The sequence below is a fragment of the Burkholderia stagnalis genome, assembly GCF_902830275.1.
Taxonomy (GTDB): domain Bacteria; phylum Pseudomonadota; class Gammaproteobacteria; order Burkholderiales; family Burkholderiaceae; genus Burkholderia; species Burkholderia stagnalis.
Genome location: NZ_CADESW010000007.1, coordinates 38,283 through 57,284 on the forward strand (window position 1 = coordinate 38,283; position 19,002 = coordinate 57,284).

Annotated in this window: 16 protein-coding genes; 5 read left to right on the forward strand and 11 right to left on the reverse strand. The window is 69.3% G+C overall.

Features of this window, described 5'->3' with window-relative positions; genetic code table 11:
* Positions 1-222 precede the first annotated feature (222 nt).
* The 4 genes from egtB (at position 223) to HWY45_RS14480 (ending at position 3,255) form a co-directional block, all read left to right on the forward strand.
* Complete coding sequence (gene egtB, locus HWY45_RS14465; RefSeq protein ID WP_059882414.1) at positions 223-1,467, forward strand: ergothioneine biosynthesis protein EgtB; 1,245 nt, start codon at positions 223-225, stop codon at positions 1,465-1,467.
* On the forward strand, positions 1,451-2,458 hold the full coding sequence (egtD, locus tag HWY45_RS14470) for an L-histidine N(alpha)-methyltransferase (protein WP_059882378.1): 1,008 nt from the start codon (positions 1,451-1,453) through the stop codon (positions 2,456-2,458). The genes egtB and egtD overlap by 17 nt, the downstream gene beginning before the upstream one ends.
* A gap of 164 nt (positions 2,459-2,622) precedes the next feature.
* A complete protein-coding gene (locus HWY45_RS14475; protein ID WP_059810899.1) occupies positions 2,623-2,946 on the forward strand; it encodes a hypothetical protein in 324 nt (107 codons plus the stop codon).
* Positions 2,947-2,997: 51 nt separating this feature from the next.
* Positions 2,998-3,255 (forward strand): hypothetical protein, encoded by a 258-nt coding sequence (locus HWY45_RS14480; RefSeq protein ID WP_059882376.1) that lies wholly within the window; start codon positions 2,998-3,000, stop codon positions 3,253-3,255.
* Positions 3,256-3,303: 48 nt separating this feature from the next.
* Here HWY45_RS14480 and HWY45_RS14485 read toward each other — a convergent pair whose 3' ends face one another.
* On the reverse strand, positions 3,304-4,518 hold the full coding sequence (locus HWY45_RS14485; protein ID WP_059882374.1) for an MFS transporter: 1,215 nt from the start codon (positions 4,516-4,518) through the stop codon (positions 3,304-3,306).
* 256 nt (positions 4,519-4,774) lie between these two features.
* Between HWY45_RS14485 and HWY45_RS14490 the strand changes: the two genes are divergently transcribed.
* Complete coding sequence (locus HWY45_RS14490; protein WP_059882372.1) at positions 4,775-5,137, forward strand: hypothetical protein; 363 nt, start codon at positions 4,775-4,777, stop codon at positions 5,135-5,137.
* 74 nt (positions 5,138-5,211) lie between these two features.
* Here the strand turns inward: HWY45_RS14490 and HWY45_RS14495 are convergent, their stop codons facing one another.
* The 10 genes from HWY45_RS14495 to HWY45_RS14540 form a co-directional block, all read right to left on the reverse strand.
* Entirely contained in the window at positions 5,212-5,373 is a 162-nt protein-coding gene (locus tag HWY45_RS14495) for a hypothetical protein (RefSeq protein ID WP_124483003.1), read from the reverse strand.
* 56 nt (positions 5,374-5,429) lie between these two features.
* Complete coding sequence (locus HWY45_RS14500; RefSeq protein WP_059882370.1) at positions 5,430-6,590, reverse strand: DUF4382 domain-containing protein; 1,161 nt, start codon at positions 6,588-6,590, stop codon at positions 5,430-5,432.
* A 259-nt stretch (positions 6,591-6,849) separates the two neighbouring features.
* Positions 6,850-9,876, reverse strand: a complete 3,027-nt coding sequence (locus tag HWY45_RS14505) for a type III restriction-modification system endonuclease (RefSeq protein WP_059882368.1) — start codon at positions 9,874-9,876, stop codon at positions 6,850-6,852.
* Positions 9,876-11,882: a site-specific DNA-methyltransferase gene (locus HWY45_RS14510; protein ID WP_059564648.1), complete on the reverse strand. Its 2,007-nt coding sequence runs from the start codon at positions 11,880-11,882 to the stop codon at positions 9,876-9,878. The genes HWY45_RS14505 and HWY45_RS14510 overlap by 1 nt, the downstream gene beginning before the upstream one ends.
* Before the next feature lie 352 nt (positions 11,883-12,234).
* Entirely contained in the window at positions 12,235-13,362 is a 1,128-nt protein-coding gene (locus HWY45_RS14515; protein ID WP_059810906.1) for a porin, read from the reverse strand.
* 349 nt (positions 13,363-13,711) lie between these two features.
* Positions 13,712-14,389: a response regulator gene (locus HWY45_RS14520; protein WP_059564650.1), complete on the reverse strand. Its 678-nt coding sequence runs from the start codon at positions 14,387-14,389 to the stop codon at positions 13,712-13,714.
* Between the two features lie 21 nt (positions 14,390-14,410).
* Complete coding sequence (locus HWY45_RS14525) at positions 14,411-15,778, reverse strand: sensor histidine kinase (protein WP_059882367.1); 1,368 nt, start codon at positions 15,776-15,778, stop codon at positions 14,411-14,413.
* A gap of 89 nt (positions 15,779-15,867) precedes the next feature.
* Positions 15,868-16,716: an ABC transporter permease gene (locus tag HWY45_RS14530; protein ID WP_059564675.1), complete on the reverse strand. Its 849-nt coding sequence runs from the start codon at positions 16,714-16,716 to the stop codon at positions 15,868-15,870.
* A 47-nt stretch (positions 16,717-16,763) separates the two neighbouring features.
* Positions 16,764-17,561, reverse strand: coding sequence for an ABC transporter ATP-binding protein (locus HWY45_RS14535; protein ID WP_059882365.1), 798 nt, complete (start codon positions 17,559-17,561; stop codon positions 16,764-16,766).
* A 107-nt stretch (positions 17,562-17,668) separates the two neighbouring features.
* Complete coding sequence (locus HWY45_RS14540; protein ID WP_059882363.1) at positions 17,669-18,676, reverse strand: ABC transporter substrate-binding protein; 1,008 nt, start codon at positions 18,674-18,676, stop codon at positions 17,669-17,671.
* Between the last annotated feature and the right edge of the window lie 326 nt (positions 18,677-19,002).

Sequence of the window (19,002 nt, forward strand, 5' to 3'; positions counted from 1 at the left end):
GAGCGGTCTCGCCGCCTGCTTTCATTTTTCTTGCGATGCGGTTTCAGCCCACGCGCGGTTCGCGACATTCACATTTCTAGGCCATACTCCTCTGCACGGGCGGACGAAGCGATGCAACTTCGGCCGCCCGTCGCAGCATCGCAGGTCGCATCAGCCGCGCGCGTCGAGCGCGGGGCATCCTTTTCCGGCAACGCAGCGCAGCGCGACGTGGACGGTAAACCGATGAGCCTCCTTGCATCCCAGCTTCAGCGCCGCTACCGCGACGTGCGCGCGTGCAGCGTCGAACTGACGGCGACGCTGTCCGCCGAAGACCAGGCCGTGCAGTCGATGCCCGACGCGAGCCCGACCAAGTGGCATCTCGCGCACACCACGTGGTTCTTCGAGACGGTCGTGCTGATGCGCCGCGTCGCAGGCTATGCGCCGTTCGACGACGCGTTCCAGTTTCTCTTCAACTCGTACTACGAATCGCTCGGCCCGCGCCATCCGCGGCCGCAGCGCGGGCTGCTGACGCGCCCGTCGCTCGACGAGGTGCGCGCGTACCGCCATTACGTCGACGAAGCGCTGCTGCGCGCGATTGCGAGCGCGGACGCGGCGCTGCTCGAGACGATCGCGCCGGAGATCGAGCTCGGCCTGCATCACGAGCAGCAGCACCAGGAGCTGATCGTCACCGACATGCTGCACGCGTTCTCGTGCAATCCGCTGCTGCCGGCGTTCCGGCCGCGTGCCGGCGACGGTGGCGCCGCAGTGCGCGACGAAGCCGCCGCGCCGCGCTGGCTGCGCCAGCCGGGCGGGCTCGTCGAGATCGGCCACGACGGCAACGGCTTCTCGTTCGACAACGAGCGGCCGCGGCACACGGCGCTCGTGCGGCCGTACGAGATCGCGGAGCGCCTCGTGACCAACGCGGACTTTGCCGCGTTCATCGCCGACGGCGGCTACGCGCGCCCCGAACTCTGGCTGTCGGACGGCTGGGCGACGGTGCTGCGCGACGGCTGGTGCGCACCCGCGTACTGGCTCGCGCGCGACGGCGCCGACGCCGCACGCGCCGCGCCGCCCGACACGCCGTTGCGCGCGTGGCAGGCGTTCGGGCTGCACGGCGTGGAGCCGCTCGCGCCCCATGCGCCGGTGTGCCACGTGAGCTTCTACGAAGCGGCCGCGTACGCGGAATGGGCGGGCGCGCGGCTGCCGACCGAATTCGAATGGGAGGCCGCGTACGGCGCGGACGGCATCCGGCAGATGACGGGCCACGTATGGCAGTGGACGCGCTCGTCGTACGAGCCGTATCCGGGCTTCCGGCCGCTCGCGGGCGTGGCCGCCGAATACAACGGGAAGTTCATGGTCGGCCAGCAGATCCTGCGCGGCAGCAGCATCGCGACGCCGCCGGGCCACGCGCGGCCGACGTACCGCAATTTCTTTCCGCCGGCCGCGCGCTGGCAATTCACGGGAGTGCGACTTGCGAGAGACGCCTGATCTGGCCGCCACGAGCGGCGGCCTGCAAGCAGCCCGCGACCCGCGGCCGAGCGCGTTCGAGCGCGACCTGATCGACGGGCTGTCGCGGCGGCCGCGCAGCATCCCGCCGAAATACTTCTACGACGCGGCGGGCTCCGCGCTGTTCGACCGCATCTGCGCGCTGCCGGAGTACTACCCGACGCGCACCGAGCTCGGCATCCTGCGCGCGCATGCGACCGACATCGTGCGGCGCGTCGGCCCGCACGCGGACATCGTCGAGTTCGGCGCGGGCTCGCTCGCGAAGATCCGCATCCTGCTCGACGCGTTTTCCGCGGAGCGCGCGCCCGCGCGCTACGTGCCGGTCGACATTTCCGCGGACTACCTGCACGGCGCGGCCGCGCGGCTGCGCGCCGCGTATCCGTGGCTCGACGTCGCGCCGCTCGCGGCCGACTACACGAAGGCCGAGCAGCTCGCCGCGCTGGCGGCCGAGCCGCGCCGCCGCATCGGCTTTTTTCCCGGCTCGACGATCGGCAACTTCTCGCCGGACGAAGCCGATGCGTTCCTGCGCGACGCGGCGCGGCTGCTGCGCGGCGGCGCCTTGCTGGTGGGCGCGGATCTCGTGAAGGACGAAGCGACGCTGCACGACGCGTACAACGACGCGCAGGGCGTGACCGCGGCCTTCAACCTGAATCTGCTCGCGCGCGCGAACGCCGAGCTCGGCGCGGATTTCGACATCGACGCGTTCGCGCATCAGGCGTTCTACGATGCGCGCCAGCAGCGCATCGAAATGCATCTCGTCAGCGCGCGCACGCAAACCGTGCGCGTGTGCGGCCGCACGTTCCGCTTCGAGGCCGGCGAGCGCATCCATACGGAGAACTCGTACAAGTTCACCATCGACGGTTTTCACGCGATCGCGCGGCGCGCGGGCTTCGAGCCCGACACCGTGTGGACCGACGACGCGCAGCTGTTCAGCGTGCACTGGCTGCGCAGCCCGGGCGACATTCGCGCGTGACGGCGTGCGGTGAGTGCCGATGCCGGCACGCATCGCGCACGACCGCTGCGGCGCCGTAAACACCCGTTACCAGTCTCGCAGACCGGTTTCACCTGTATCCACGACCCCGACCTACACTCCGAACCGTATTCACTGGAAGCACGTCGAGTGCAGGGAGTCGCGAGATGAACAAGAAACTTCTCGGTGCAGTTCTCGGTATCGCGGTACTGGCGGCGTCGGGCGCCGCGTCGGCGCACGTCGACGTCGCGGTCGGCATCGGCGTGCCGGGCGTCTACGCGGCACCGGCTCCGGTGTACGCGGCACCTGCCCCGGTGTATGCGGCGCCGCCGCCCGTCGCCTATGCGCCGCCGGTGACGTACGCGCCGGTCGGCTATCGCTACGACGACTGGCGTGCCCGCGAATGGCGTGAACGCGCGTGGCGCCGTCATGAATGGCGCGAGCACGAGTGGCGTGAGCGTGCATGGCGCGATCGCGGCCGCTGGGACTGATCCCGCTGAGCGGTTCGCCAACCAACAACCGACGACGAGGAGCGTGAGCGCATGGTCACCACCCATCGACACATCAGGCAATGGGCGCTCGCCGCCGGCATGGCGCTCGCCACGATCGGCAGCGCGCATGCGGCGGGCTGCATGAAGGGCGCGGTCGTCGGCGGCGTCGCCGGCCACTACGCGGGCCACCATGCGGTGGCCGGCGCGGTCGGCGGCTGCATCGTCGGCCATCACATGGCGAAGAAGCACGCGGAGGAACTCGCCGCGCAACGCCGGGCCGCCGCGCAGGGCACGCCGCCAGCGCAATGAGTCCGTCACCGTCGCACGGCTTCGCGCCGTGCGCATCGTTCGCGAGCGTCAGCCCGCATTCCGTCCCGGCGCGAACCCGCACATCGCGAGCGGCACGAGCACGATCGCCGCGCCGGTGAAGAACATCGCCGGCGCGCCGAAGCGCTGCCACACCCATCCCGCGATCACGCTCGCCAGCAGCATCGCCAACCCGGCCGCGAGATTGAACAGCCCGAACGCGGTGCCGCGCCATTCGGCCGGCGCGGTATCGGCGACCATCGCGGCGAGTATCCCCTGCGTGAACCCCATGTGCAGCCCCCACACCGCAACGCCGGTCAGCACCGTCGCGACGTCGGCGCGCGTGCCGAGCAGCAGGTCCGCGCCGATCAGCAGCGCCATGCCGATCGCGAGCAGCGCGCGCCGGTCGAGCCGGTCCGACACGACGCCGACCGGATATGCGGCGAGCGCATACGCGGCGCTCATCACGACCATCACCGACGGCACCCACGCGACGTCCATGCCGGTCTGCTGCGCGCGCAGCACGAGGAACGCCTCGCTGAAGCGCGCGAGCGTGAAGGTCGCGCCGATCGCGACGACGAACCAGTAGCGGCCGGAGAATGCGCGCAGCGCGCGCAGGTCGAGCGGCGAACGGAACGGGCGCGCCGCGCCCGCGCGCCCGGCCGCCGCGGCGTCGGGCTCGCGCACGCCGAACAGCAGCACCGCGAGCGTCGCGAACGCGGGGATCGACGCGAACCACAGCACCGTGCGGATCTGGTCCGCGAACGCGAACATCAGCGCGATCGCGAGCAGCGGGCCGCCGACCGCGCCGACGGTATCCATCGACTGCCGCAGCCCGAAGCACGCACCGCGAATCTCGGGCGGGGCGACATCGGCGACCAGCGCGTCGCGCGGCGCGCCGCGAATGCCCTTGCCGAAGCGGTCGACGAGGCGCGCGGCGATCACGAGGCCCGGCCCGTGCGCGAGCGGGAACAGCGGCTTGGTCAGCGCGGCGAGCCCGTAGCCGGCGAGCAGCAGCGCCTTGCGGCGGCCGAGCCAGTCGCTGAGCGCGCCGGAGAAGATCCGCACGAGCAGCGCGGTCGCTTCGGCCGCGCCCTCGAGCACGCCGAGCGCGGCGACGCTCATCCCCATCGTCGTCACGAGATAGACGGGCAGCAGCGCATGCACGAGTTCCGACGACAGGTCCATCAGCAGGCTGACGTACCCCAGCGCCCACACGGTGCGGGGGATCGCGGGACGGGACGACACGGCGGTGCGCGATTCCATCGGAACTCCTTGACGCGCCGCATGGGGGCGCGGCCGGCTACGCCATCTTGAAGGTCGATCGACGGCATGGGGCCGGTACAGGACAGATAGCACGAGTGTCGCGCGGGGCGGCATCCGTTTCAACAGCGGGCGACGCCTGAATTGGTCTGATAAATGGCCGTCCGATGCCGCGTTACGAATACTTACAACGCGCGATGGCCGCGCGCCGGCCCGTTCGTACAATGAATCATCTCAATGCGCTCCAAGGAGCACCACGATGAAACAACGACGCTTCCTGTCCGTGCTCGCAGCGGCATGTCTCGCGCTCGGCGCGGTATCGGCCCACGCGGCGGCAGGCGGTAATGGAGGAGGGAACGGCGGCGGTCACGGCGCGGGCGGCAGCGGCGGCAATGCCGGCGGCCTGTCGGGCGGCCACATGAGCGGCGAGGCGATGTCGAACTCGAACGGCATCCATTCCGGCGACCGCGACCACGGCCTGTCGCGCGCGGCCGACCGCTCCGGCACGATCGCCGGCCGCGCGGGCGTGCAGCCGGGCCACGGCCATGCGCATGGTCACACCGCGCACGCGACCACGCATACGAACCACGAGAAGCGCAACGCGTTCGGCCATACGCTTTAAACGGCCTGCGCGGATCGCAGAAGCGGAAAAGGCGCCCTTGGGCGCCTTTTCTCGTTCATGCATGCGCATTGCGCTCAGCAATTGCCTTTCTTGGCCTGTCCCGGCGGGCAGAAGCCGTTGCCGGGGCCGCCTTGCGGCGCAACCACCACCGGCGGGCCCGGCACGTAGACCGCGCATCCGCTCAATGCGCCCAGCACGCCGACAGCCGTCAGCAGCGTGATGACCTTTTTCTTCACGTCATTCTCCATGGTCGTTTGGGCAGGACCGCGTGCGACCCTGCCCGGTCAAGCCGTCAGAACGAGAAATTGACGTTCGTCTGGCTGGTCGTCGCGTTGACGTTCGTCGCCTGCGTCGCGCCCGATGCCGCATCGGCCTCGATCGTGTACTGGCCGGCGGCCGCCGGCACCGCGGCCAGCGCGACCGGCAGCGCACCCGTGTAGGTCCCGACGATCGGCGCGGCGGTCGGCACCGACAGCGCGTAGAAGCCGGTATCCAGGTTCGCGTTGGCCGACGTGATCTCGTAAGCGTTTGCATTGATCGTCTGCAGCGCACGCACCAATGCATTCGCGCTGGCCGTCACGGTGCCGCTGACGGTGCTCATCGCGGAAGCCGGCAGCGCGATCGGCACGTTCGACGTCGACACCGCGGTGCTCGTGTTCACGACCACCGGCACCGCGCGGACGATGCCCGACGCGACGTTGTTCTGCACGATCACGACGTCGTAGTTGCCCTGCGTCGAGCTCTGGATCAGCGGCGACAGCACGAACTTGCCGGTGCCGTCGGCGACGGTGCCGCGCACCACCTTGCCGCCCTGTTCCGCGTAGACGGTCGCGCCCGCTTCAGCCTGCGCGACGTAGCCGGTGATCGCGCCGCTCACCACGGTCGGCGTCGCGGTCACGACCGGCTTCAGCCCATACGTGCCGTTGCCGCGCTGCACGATCGACTTGCACGCGTTGAAGTCGAGCACGAGGTCGACGAGCGTGTTCGGCTGGACCGTGAACGGGCTGATGATCTTGTAGCCGCTTTGCGTCGCGCTCGGCGTCGCGAGCGGCTGCTCGGCGCCGCCGGTCGGCACGACCGAGTTCGCGAGCGTGTTGCCCTGGTTCTGCGCGAGCACGAGGCGAACCTGCTGGTACTGGCCGGCCGGCAGCGCGGTCTGGCCGAGGTCGGCGAGCGCGCCGTTGGTCAGCGACAGCAGGTCGATCTTCTGCGGCACCGGCAGCGAGACCGTCGACCAGCCGCCATCGTTGTCGCCGGCGTTCGAATTCATGTTGACGCGAACCTGGGACACGGTGACGTAGACGTGATCGAAGCCGCACGACGGCGCGTCGGTCATCGCGACGTGCAGCGTGCCGGTTTGGGTGTTGCTGCCGCCGCCATCGCCGCCGCCGCAGCCGACCAGCGCAAGCGAGAGCACGGACGCGCCGGCGAGCGCCTTAAGCAAGTTGTTCATGACAACCCCTCCTTCGGATTCTTGTGTGGGTGCCCGGAGCATAGTGCGAGCCCGGTGTTGCATCGCTTCGAATTTGCAACGAGGCGTAACGGCCGGGGACAACTGCTTGCGGCGGCAAGCATTCCGGCCGCCGGATCGTGCGCGGCATCGGGCGGAAAAGGGAGGAGAGCGGGGAGAGCGGGGAGAGCGGGCGGGTTGTTGCGATGCGGCATGAGGGCCGCCGGCGCGGCGCGAGCATCGGCCCGCGCCGCGCGGCCGGTCAGCCCGCGTCGGCCGCCTGCGCGGTGCGCGCGAACAGCGCGTCGACGCTGTGCGCCCGCACGTACCGCGCCGGCGCATCGCCGTCGGCGAGCGCGCGGAAATGCGCGTCGCCGCACGCGAGCTTCGCGCGTTCGTGCTCGCGCGGCGCGTCGTCGTCGGCGCTGCGCGGCGTATCGACGACGAAGTACAGGCGCGCGTCGCCGTCCTGTTCCGCGAGCACGGCCCAGTCGGGGTGATAGCTGCCGAGCGGCGTCGGCACGTCGAACCAGCGCGGCAGCTTCGCGTACAGCTTCACCGCGTCGTGCGCCTCGAGCGCATCGGCGAACGCGCGCTCGGCATCGGTCTCGCACACCACCGCTTCGTGAGTCGCCTTGCGCGCGTCCGTGCGCAGGTTGCGCAGGTAGCCCGTCAGCGCCTCGCTCTCGAACGATTCGAGCGCGTGCACGTGCCGGTCGCCGAGCTTGCGATACGCAATGCCGCTAACGAGCGCGAGCCGCTTGCAGCGGTTGATCGCATCGGCCGCGAGCGCGATGAACTGCTGCGGGTTGAGCCGGAAATCGTCGAGCCGGCCGCTGTCCGCGAGGATCGTCGCGAGCGAGCGGCGCGTGAGCTGCGTGCGGTCCTGCAGCTCGGTGAGCAGGTCGGGCAGCAGCAGCGCGCCTTCGTCGATCAGCACCGTGCCGGCGCCCGCCACCTCGATCGCCTCGACGCCGGCCTTGCCGATGTCGATCTCGGCCTTGCGCCATTGCAGCCGCGCGCGCGCGACCTCGGGCGCGTCGCGCAGCGCGGCCGCGCAATCCTGCACGAGCTTCGCGTTGTCGAACTGCACGCGGTACACGGTGCGATGCTTGATGCGATCCCACAGCGCGCGGAACTCGCCGCCGAGCACCACCGCCTTGCCCGACGCGTCGCGGCGCAGCGCGATCTCGCGGCGCTCGTCCGCGTTGCGCACCGCGAAGCGGCCCGACAGCTTGCGCAGCGTCGCGACGACCGCCGCGCGCAGCGTCTCGAACGCGTCCGGCAGCACGAGCGCGCTTTGCCGCAGCGCGTCCTTCAGCCGGTCGAGCACCTTGCCCTGCGCATCGATGTAGCCGTGCGCGTGCAGGTGGGCCCACAGCACGCGCGACAGCTCGATGCCGAGCGCATGCGCGGGGCCGTCGCCTTCGCGCACCGGGAGCGCCGCGAACTGGTGTTCCTCGACGATCCCGAAGCGGATGCCCGTGTCGGCCTCGATTTCCTTCTGCAGGTTCTCGGCGAAGCTCTCGTAGCGCTCGGTCGCGATCACGGTGAGCGTGTTCACGCCCGGGTCGCGCACCCGTTCGCCGTCCTGGTCGACCGCGAGCCGCAGCCCGCGGCCGAGCGTCTGGCGGCGCTCGCGTTCGGTCTGGATGTCGCGCAGCGTGCAGATCTGGAACACGTTCGGGTTGTCCCAGCCTTCCTTCAGCGCGGAGTGCGAGAAGATGAACTTCAGCGGCGTGTCGAACGACAGCAGCGCTTCCTTCTCGCGCATGATCAGCCCGTACGCGCGCTCGGCGTTCTCGCGGCTCGCGGCGCTGCTCTCGCTGGTGTCGGTCCAGCCGCCCTTGCGGTCGATCGAGAAGTAGCCGTTGTGCGCGGCTTCGATCTCGCGCGCGACGTCGACGCCGTCGAACAGCGCGCGATACGCGGGCACGCGCGCCGCGCGCGCGTATTCCTCTTCGAAGATCAGCGCGTAGTCGCCCTTCACGGGCGCGCCGTTCGCGTCGTATTTCCGGTAGCGCTCGACCGAATCGACGAAGAACAGCGACAGCACCTTCACGCCGCGCTCCGAGAGCCGCAGCTCCTTGTCGAGGTGCTCGCGAATCGTGCGGCGGATCATCTCGCGCTGCACGGCGAGCGTGTCGATGTCGCCGTACGCCTCGCCGAGCGACAGGAACGCCTCGCCGGCCGGATGGCGCAGCTCGAGGTATTCGGCGCCCTTCGCCGCCTGCACCTCGCCGATCCGCAGGCCCGCGTACAGCGCGCGCCTGGTCACGCGCTCGAGCTCGTCGCCGTCGGTCACGGACACGATCTGGCGCTTCACGCCGGCCGTGGTCGCGACGTCGAGCTCGACGCGCGCGCTGATCGCGCCGCGCCGGTTCGACACGCCGACGAGCCGCAGGTACGGCTTGTTGTGCGCATCCTCGACGATCGCCGACGCGATCTCGATCTGCTTGACGAGCTTGCGCTCGTACGCGTCGACCGCATCGAGCCGGTACACCATGTGGTGGCGGTCGACGTGCGTCGCCGAATAGCGCAGCGTGCACAGCGGGTCCATCGCCGCGAGCGCCTCGCGGCCGCGCCCCTCGAGGCCGCCGTCGACGCTCTGCGGCTCGTCGACGATCACGATCGGGCGCGTCGCGCGGATCAGGTCGATCGGCTTCTCGCCGCCGGTCTTCTCGCTGTCCTTGTACAGGTTGTTGACGTCGCGCTTGTTGATCGCGGCGACCGTCATCACCATGATCTGGATCGTCGCGCTCGCCGCGAAGTGGCGCACCTGGCCGAGCTTCGCGGAGTCGTACAGGAAGTAGTCGTACGGCACGCCCGCGTACAGGCCGCGGAAATGGTCCTCGGTGATCAAGAGCGTCTTGTGCACGCCTTCCTTGATCGCGACCGACGGCACGACGATCACGAACTTCGTGAAGCCGTAGCGGCGGTTCAGCTCGAACACCGTGCGCAGGTACACGTAGGTCTTGCCGGTGCCGGTCTCCATCTCGACCGTGAAATCGCGCGAGGCCGGGTCGCCCGACGGCGGCAGGCCGCCGCGCAGCTGCACGTCGGCGAGGTTGCGCGCGAGCGCGTCGTCGGTGATCGACAGCCGGTTGCCGACGCCGCGCTCCGACAGCGCGAAGCCGAGCGCCGCCTGCGCGGCGGCCGACGTGCCGGGCGCCGCGTTCGCGAGCACGCTGAAGTCGCCCTGGCACGCCTCCTGGCCGCGGAACAGGTCGCAGACGGCGTCGATCGCCTCGCGCTGGTAGTCGAGATCCGCTTCGAAATGCAGGCGCATCACAGGCTCCGCACGCGCTTCACGCCGTGCTGCTCGAGCAGCGCGGCGAGATTGAGCTTCGCGACGTCGTCGGCGAAACCGCTGTCGCGGAACAGGCAGGTGACGTCGCGCGTCGTGCCGTGCGCGTCGAGCAGCGCGACGATCCCTTCGGCGAGCGGCTCGGCGTCGTCGCGCGTGACGCGCGCGTCGAAGCACGCGACGACCGTCTGGCCGATCAGGTGCACCGTCTTGCCGGCCACCGCGTGATGCGTGACCGGCGTGCACAGGTCGAGGCCGAGCTTCAGCGTCAGCTCCGCGAGCAGGTCGTCGTCGCTGCGGCCGGTCTTCACGTGCTCGACGGACGCGAAGAGGGCGTGGTCGAAATCGTCGCGGCGCGGATCCCACTCGATCACGTTGGTCGTGTCGAGCCGGTACACGCGGAAACCGAGATCGCCATAGCTTTCCGGATAGTCGCGCGCGACCTGCTGCGCGGCGCGGCGCAGGCGCTCCTTGGTCAGCTCGGCGAGCGTCGCGGGCTTCTTCAGCTTCGCGCAGAACTCGGCCGCGGCCTGCTGCGTCTTGTCGTGCTTGTCGAGCGGCTCGGGCAGCTGCACGAGCACGTAGCGGCGCGAGCCGCCGTCGGTCGCGTTCAGCTGCATGACCGCGTGGCCGGTGGAGCCGGAGCCCGCGAAGCAGTCGACGACGATGTCGTCGCCGCGCGTGCACCAGCCGATCACGGATGCCGCGAAATCGACCGGCTTCGGCTGCTCGAACGGCACGCCGAGCGCCTTCAGCAGCGCGTCGTCCGAACCGCCGAACGGCAGCACCGACGGCACGTTCTCGTACATGTTCTCGTCGAGGTAGTAGATCCGCTGCGGCTGCGTGGTTTCGTCCGCGCCGAACTCGATCAGGCCGCGCTCCAGCAGCGCCTGCATCGTCGCCGGCGGGTTGCGCCAGCCGCGCTCCGGCATCGCGCACGGCTTGCCGGTGACCGGGTGCACGAGCGGCACGAAGTATTCGTCCGGCGCCTTCTTCTTGTTCGGCCACGCCATCGACACGAGGCGGTACACGCGCCCGTCGGCCGACAGCCGGTCGTACATCAGCTCGCCGCCGGACAGGCCGGTCTGCGTCCGGACCCACGCGCGGTACTCTTGCGCGGCGTCCGCGGCGGTGCCGTTGCGGCGCACGAGGTCGTACGCGGCGTCGAGCATGCGCTGCGCGTTGCGCTTCGGGCGCTTGAGCGGGGTCGCTTCATGCAGCGCCTCCGCGTTGCGCGCGAACAGCACGAGCGATTCGTGCTGGTACGCGACGCCGCGCGCGTCGCCTTTCGGGTTGCGCTTGTCCCACACGGCCACGCCGAGCTCGTTCTCCTCGCCGAAGATCTCGCGCAGCATCAGCACCAGCGCATGCACCTCGTGCTCGTCGATGTGCACGGCGATCACGCCGGCGTCGGACAGCAGCGCGTGCGCGAGCTTCAGCCGCGGGTACATCATGTTCAGCCAGTCGGTGTGGAACCGGCCGTTCGCCTCGGTGTTGGTGCTGCGCTTCACGCCGCCTTCGGTCTGGCCGGTGACGGCCAGGTAGTGGCGCAGGCTGTCGCTGAAGTCGTCCGGATAGACGAAATCGCTGCCGGTGTTGTACGGCGGATCGATGTAGACCAGCTTGACCTTGCCCGCGTAGCTCTTGTGCAGCAGCTTCATCACGTCGAGGTTGTCGCCCTCGATCACGAGGTGGCGGGTGTCGTCCCACGCGACGCTGTCGGCCGGGCAGGGCCGCAGCGTGCCGGTGGACGGCGTGAGCGCGGCCTGCCGCGCGCGGCGCTTGCCGTGCCAGTGGAAGCCGTATTTTTCGTCGGCGTCGCCGACCGTGCGATCGCCGACCAGCGCCTTCAGCGCGTCGACGTCGACCGACGCGCCGTCAGGGCCTTCGGTCACGAGTTCGGGGAACAGCGCCTTCAGGCGCGCGACGTTGTCGGCGGTGAAATCCGTCGACATCGCCTGCGGGCTGGCCGCATCGAGTTTCTGCATCGTCCTTTTCCATCCTGGGCCCGTCCGCGCCGCGCCCGGGCGTCGGGCGCTGTCGCGGCGCCGGCGGCCGGGGAGGGGGCCGCCGCGGGCGAACCCGAAACGCTAGCGAGTCGGTCGGCGCAGGTCAAGCGCCCGATAGGCGCCGATGCACGCCGCAAACCGGCGGATCGGGCCGGATCGCCCGCCTGGCGGGCGCTGCGCGGCTTCGGGCCGGTGATGGGCCGGTTGTCGCGCCGGGCGGCCGTGCGGCCCGATCCGCTGCGAGAAAAAAAGGGCACGGACGGCGCGGTGCGCCGGCGTGCCCTGCATGGAGCCTCGGGAACGATGCACGCGGGCGGGCGCCCGCGCGGGGTCAGAAGCGGGTGCGGATGCCGGTCGTCAGCTCGAGCTGGTTGTTCGAGCCGAACGTCGACGACACCTTGTAGCCGCCGTGCAGCTTCATGTAGTCGCCGGCCAGGTAGACCTCGGTGCGCTTGCTCAGGTGGTAGAAGATCGAGCCGTAGATCGTCTCCTTGAAGCCGTTGCCGACGCCGTTGGTCAGGCTGAACGCGCCGAGGTTGGCGTTCGGCGTGAAGCCGTCCGCGTTGTACGCGGCGTTCTTGATGCGCATCTGCTGGTAGCCGAGCTCGTAGTCGAGCGGGCCCTGCGGCGCGAGCTTCATCGACACGGTCCACGCGTTGTCGTGACGCTGGCCGAGCGCGCCCTGGTCGCCGTTGTAGCGGAAGTAGCCCGCATTCAGGCGCACGATGCTGAACGTGTAGTTGCCGCCGGCCGAGAACGTCTGGTTCCGGAAGCCGTTGTGGTTCACGTGGCTGTAGAAGCCCGACACGTTGAACGGGCCGCCGTTGTAGCCGAGCGCGACCTGGTACGCGGAGCCGGTCGCGAAGCTGGTCGAGTTGCTGAACTGGTAGCCCGCGCTGGCGAAGATGCCGTTGCTGAACAGCTTCTTCCACGCGAGGCCGTTGTTGTAGCGCGTGCCGGTCGGGCCGGCCGCGTAGAAGATCATCTGCTTGAAGTTGTTCGAGTTGGTCCAGCCGCCTTCCTCGGTGGTCAGCTGCGCGGTGCCGTACGGGTCGCCGTAGATCGCGGCCGCGTCGCGCGCGATCGAGTTCTGGAAGCCGGCCGTCAGCTTGCCGAAGCGGTCGTCCTGGATGCCGACCCACGCGTCGCGGTCGAAGATCTGGCCTTCGTCTTCCATCTGGCCGTTCGCGACCACGAATTCGCTTTCGAGGCGGAAGATCACCTTGGTGCCGCCGCCGATGTCCTCGGCGCCGCGCAGGCCCCAGCGGCTGCCGCTGAACCACGGCTCGCCCTGGTTGCCCATGCCGATTACGTGCTTGCCGTTCGCATCCGCGTGCGTGCGGTAGGTCGGGAAGCTCAGGTCCATCAGGCCATAGAGCTGCACGCTCGATTGCGCGTGCGCCTGGGTCGCGGCGCACAGCCCCGCCGCGATGGAAAGGGCCAGGTATTTTCGTTTCAAGATCGTCTCCTCCGAGCTGCCGCATTGAAATTCGCTTGTTGGCAGTACCTAACGTATGCCGCGTCCTGCCGGCCCCTGCGAGATGACCGACGCCTAGCATCGTAGAGAGGGCAATCCTTCACGCCGCTTTCCCGGGCACGCGAATCGGATCGGTGAAAACACCGAACGGCGGAGTCCTGACGAGTGCCGAATGCCATGTGGGAATGGGAGAGCAGGAACATCGGCGCCGCGTGCCGGGATCTGCGGCGTTTGCGTGAATACAACAGTGAGCGCGGTCGGCCCATGGCGATTTCGCGGACGTGCGAAAGCGCTGCCGCGCCGGCGGCAGGCCGTTGGGGGGCGCGCGGCGTCAGCCCTGCGCGGCCTTCTCGCGCAGGATGTAGCCGAGCCCGCGCAGCGTGATGATCTCCGCCGTGCTGGGCGCGAGATGCTTGCGCAGCCGGTGGATGTAGATGTCGATCGCGTCCGCGCTCGGCTCGTCGTCGAGCGCGAACACGCTGTCCATCAGCCGCGCCTTCGACACGGTCTTGTTCTGCTGCAGCATCAGCGTCTCGAGGATCGCGTGCTCGCGGCGGCGCAGCGCGAGCGGCACGTCGTGGCAGCGGAATTCGCGCGTGCCGAACGCGTAGACGAGATCGCCGCACACCAGCTGCGTCGCGCCGACGCCCGCTTGCCGGCGGATCAGCGCGCGGATCCGCGCGACCAGCTCGCGCGACTCGAACGGCTTCACGACGTAATCGTCGGCGCCCGCGCCGAAGCAGTCGACCTTGTCGTCGACCGAGCCGTGCGCGGTCAGCATCAGCACCGGCACGTTGTCGTTGCGGCGCCGCAGGCGCGCGAGCACTTCCTTGCCGCTGATGCCCGGCAGCCGCATGTCGAGCAGCACTGCGTCGTAGCGCTCGGTCTTCAGCACCGCGTCCGCGCCTTCGCCGTCGCCGACGCTGTCGACCGCGAAATCCTCGCCGCGCAGCAGGTTCACGATCCAGTGCGCGAGTTCGGCGTTGTCTTCGACCAGCAGGAGTTTCATTGCAGCGTCTCTTCGAACTCTTCAAACATACGCAGGCAGCCGCACGGTGACGACAATGCCGCGGTTGCCGGGCCCCGGCGCGAGCGACGCCATCCCGCCGTGCGCCTGCGCGATCTCGCGCACGATCGCGAGGCCGAGGCCCGAGCCTTCGGTGTCGCTCGACACGCGGTAGAAGCGCTTGAACACGTGCGGGCGCGCCTCGGCCGGGATGCCCGGGCCGTTGTCGATCACGTCGAGCACGACGGTATCGCCGTCGCGGCGCGCGGCGACCGTCACGCAGCCGCCCGGCTGCGTATAACGTACCGCGTTGTCGACGAGGTTCATCACGAGCGCGGTCAAGAGGCTCGCGCTGCCCGTCACGTCGAGCTGCTCGCCGAGGTCCGCGCCGAGGTCGATGTCGCGCCGCTGCGCGAGCACGATGGTTTCCTCGAACACGCTCGACACCACCGCGGCGAGATCGACGCGCTGGGTCAGCAGCGTCGGCGGCGTCGCCTCCGCGTGCGCGAGCAGCAGCAGCTTGTCGGTCACGTCGGCCATCTTGCGGCTGCTGCGCTGCATGCTGTCGAGCATCGCGCTCAGCTCCGGGTCGTCGCGCTCGCGCTGCTGCGCGTACTGGATCTGCGTGTCGAGCACCGCGATCGGCGTGCGCAGCTGGTGCGCGGCATCGGCGATGAAGCGCCGCTGCGTCGCCGTGTGCGTGTTCAGCCGCGCGATGCACTGGTTGATCGCGTCGACGATCGGCCGCAGCTCGTGCTGCAGCCGCTCGGGGCGGATCGGCTCCAGCTCCATCGGCCCGCGGTCGGCCACGTCGTCCTTCAGCTTCATCAACGGCCGCAGCTCGAAGGTCAGGCCGAGATACACGAGCACGACCGCGAGCAGCAGCATCAGCGACAGCCGCACGAGCTGCGGCCGCCAGATCGTGTCGAGCATCGCGCCGCGCGAGCGCGTCGTCTTCGCGACCACGACCGTCACCGTCTCCACCTGGCCTTCGTTGTACAGCTGCCGGTCGTACGCGACCGCGCGCAGCGCGATGCCGCCGAGCGCCGTGCGGTACAGCGTCGGCTCGGCGCCATGCCGAGCGGGCAGGTCGAGCTCGGGATTGCCCGCGAGCAGCCGGCCGTGGCCGTCGATCACCTTGTAGAACACCGAATCGCGCGACGGCGATTCGAAAATCTCCAGCGCGGCGGGCGGCACGTCGGCCGCCAGGTAGCCGTTGCGCCACTCGACGTCCTCGCCGATCGTGCGCGCGGACGCGACGAGCGCGCTGTCCTGCACGAGGTCGGCGGTGCGCCGCGCGGTGTCGTACGACATCGCGCCCGCGATCAGCACGAACGCCGCGAGCGGCAGCAGCAGCCACCAGAGCAGCCGCCCGCGCAGGCTGTGCGTCATTCGTTCCCGCTCCTTTCCCTGAATGCCGAACCGCGCCGGGGCCGGGGCGGCCTCGGGCGCGGTCGGGGTCGAACGCGATCGTGCGGCGTTCAGAACGCGGCCGGCCGCCACTTCAGCAACCGCCTCTCGAGCCAGGTCAGCAGGTAGTCGGCGGCGAGCGCGACCACGGCCAGCACGATCATCGCCGCGAACACGCCGCTCGCGTTGAACGCGCCCTGCGCGGTGGAGATCAACAGGCCGATGCCCTGCTTGGAGCCGAGGAACTCGCCGACCACCGCGCCGACCAGCGCGAAGCCGAAGCTCACGTGCAGGCTTGCGAGAATCCAGGAGAGCGCCGACGGAATCACGACCGACGTGGTGATCTGCCGGCGCGACGCGCCGAGGATCTGCGCGTTCGCGATCAGGTAGCGGTCCGCTTCGCGCACGCCCTGGAACGCGTTGCCGAACACGACGAAGAACACCATCACGACGGCCAGCGCGATCTTCGACGCCATGCCGAGGCCGAGCGCGATCACGAAGATCGAGCCGAGCACGACGCGCGGGATCGAGTTGGCGATCTGGATGTAGAGGCCGAACACGTCGGCCATCAGCTTGTTGCGGCCGAGCACGATCCCGCAGATCACGCCGGCCACCGAGCCGATCACGAAGCCGATCGTGGTTTCCTCGAGCGTCACCCACACCTGCGTGAGCAGCGGCCCCTGCGACGTGCCGTTGACGAACCAGTCCTGGAGCTGCGCGAAGATCAGCGTCGGCTGCGAGAAGAAGAACGGATCGATCCACTTGAGCCGCGCGGCGAGTTCCCAGCCGCCCAGCACGACGACGAGCACGGCGATCCGCAGCCCGATGATCAGTTGCCGGCGGCGGCGCAGCCGGGTTTGCGCGGCGCGCTGCGCGTCTTCCAGCGAGCCCGCGTTCATGGCGGAAGTGGGAAGCGTCATGTCGGTCATGCTCCTGTCCTTGCTCTGTCCTGTTGCTGTTGCTGCGTTCAGCCGATCTGCACTTCTTCGCGCAGGTCGTGCCAGATGTCCTTGGAAATCTCGATGAAATGCGGGTGATAGCGAATCTCCGACGTGACGCGCGGGCGCGGCAGGTCGATCTCGTACACGCGCTTGAGCGTCGCGGGGCGCGCGGTCAGCACGAACACGCGGTCGGCGAGCGCGATCGCCTCCTCGAGGTCGTGCGTGACGAACACCACCGAGCCCTTGTTCGCGGACCAGAGCTGCAGCAGCTCGTCCTGCATCAGCGTGCGGGTCTGCATGTCGAGCGCGGAGAACGGCTCGTCCATCAGCAGGATTTCCGGCTGGTTGATGAAGGTCTGCGCGAGCGCGACGCGCTTCCTCATCCCGCCCGACAGCTGGTGCGGGTAGTGCTTCGTGAACTTGTCGAGGCCGACCTTGCGGATCCATTCCTCGGCCTGCCCGTACGCGACGTCCTTCGAGCGGCCGCGGAACAAGGGGCCCGCGGCGACGTTGTCGATCACGTTGCGCCACGGGAACACCGCGTCGGCCTGGAACACGAAGCCGATGCGCGGGTCGATCCCGTCGACCGGGCGGCCCATCACGCGCACCTCGCCGGACGCGGGCTTGAGCAGCCCGGTGATCAGGTTGAGCGTCGTCGACTTGCCGCAGCCGGTCGGCCCGACGATCGCGATGAACTCGCCGCGCGCGACGCTCATGCTGAAATCGCGCAGCGCGATGGTTGCCTTGCCTTCCGGCGAGATGAAGCGGCACGACACGTTGCGAAACTCGATCGCCGGTGTGCTCGGTGAAACTGCCTGGGTCATCGCATTCGTCCTGCGGGTGGAAGGCGCCGCCTGTGCAGGCCGCGCCGGGGCCGGTCAGCCGGGCCGGAACGGGGGAGCGCGGCGGCGGGATCGTCCGCCGCCGGCGCTTATTTCGCGCTCACGTACTCGTTGGTGTAGGTGCGCGCCAGGTCGATGTGCTTGCCCTTCACCGACGGGTTGAACGCCGACAGCACCTTCAGCACCGTCGCCGGGCCGTCGGCGGGCATCTTCGCGTCGGCGGTGTACATCGGCAGCGACGCCTTCAGCGCGCTCACGTACAGCGCCTTGTCCTTCTGGTAGTCGGCCGGCATCTTCGCGGCGATCTCCTCGGCGCTGTGCGTATGGATGAACTGCATCGTCTTCGCGAACGCATGCGCGAGCTTCGTCGCCTGCGCCTTGTGCGAATCCGCCCACGCGGACTGCACGTACAGGCTCGCGGCCGGATAGGTGCCGCCGAGCGCCGCGCGCGTGCCTTCGAGCGTGCGCAGGTCGACCAGCACCTTCGCGTCGCCCATCTTCTCGAGCGCGGACACGGTCGGCTCGGTCGTCATCCCGGCGTCGATCCGGCCCTGCTTGATCGCCGCGATGAAGCTCGCGTCGGCGCCCACCGGCAGCATCGTGTACTGCGTCGACGGCACGCCGTGCTGCAGCGCAAGGTATTGCGTGAGGAAGCTCGTCGACGAGCCGAGGCCCGTCACGCCGAGCGTCTTGCCTTTCGCGTCGGCCATCGACTTGAAGGAGGGCGCGGCCTTGGTCGACACCATTTCGACCTCGCCCGGCACCTGGCCGAACACGGCGATCGCCTTCACGTCCTTGCCCTTGCTCTGCAGGTCGATCGTGTGGTCGTAGAAACCCACCACGCCCTGCACCGCGCCCGCGAGCAGCTCGTTCTCGGCGTCGACGCCGGCCGGCTGCGACAGCAGCTCGACGTCGAGCCCCTGTTCCTTGAAGTAGCCGAGCTCCTGCGTCAGGCGCGCCGGCAGGTAGATCAGCTTCGCGATGCCGCCCACCATGATCGTGATCTTGCCGCCGTCGTCGGCCGCGACGGCGGGGTGCGCGGCGAACGCGCAGGTCAGGCTGGCTGCAACGGCGAGGTGGCGCAGGATGGGTCGCATCGGGGTGTCTCCGGTCGTTATCGGTATGGCGCGGTCATTGCGCGCATCGTTGTAACGAGTATAGGGACGCGAAACCTTCCGCAACCTTTCGCGGACCCGTCATTCCTTTAGGGGTTTTCCAGCAATCCTGGAGCCGGCCCGGGCGGCCCGGCCTGCGACAGGCGGGCGGGCGCAAGGTCTGGCGATTAGGCACGATTTAGGATGCTGATCGGATTATTCGATCTGAAATAGGACAAGTTCCATAAAAATGAAACGCATCAAAGCGCGAATCTTGCCGATTTATTTTTTGAGATTTCTCGTTTGATATATTCGGGCAATGCATTTTC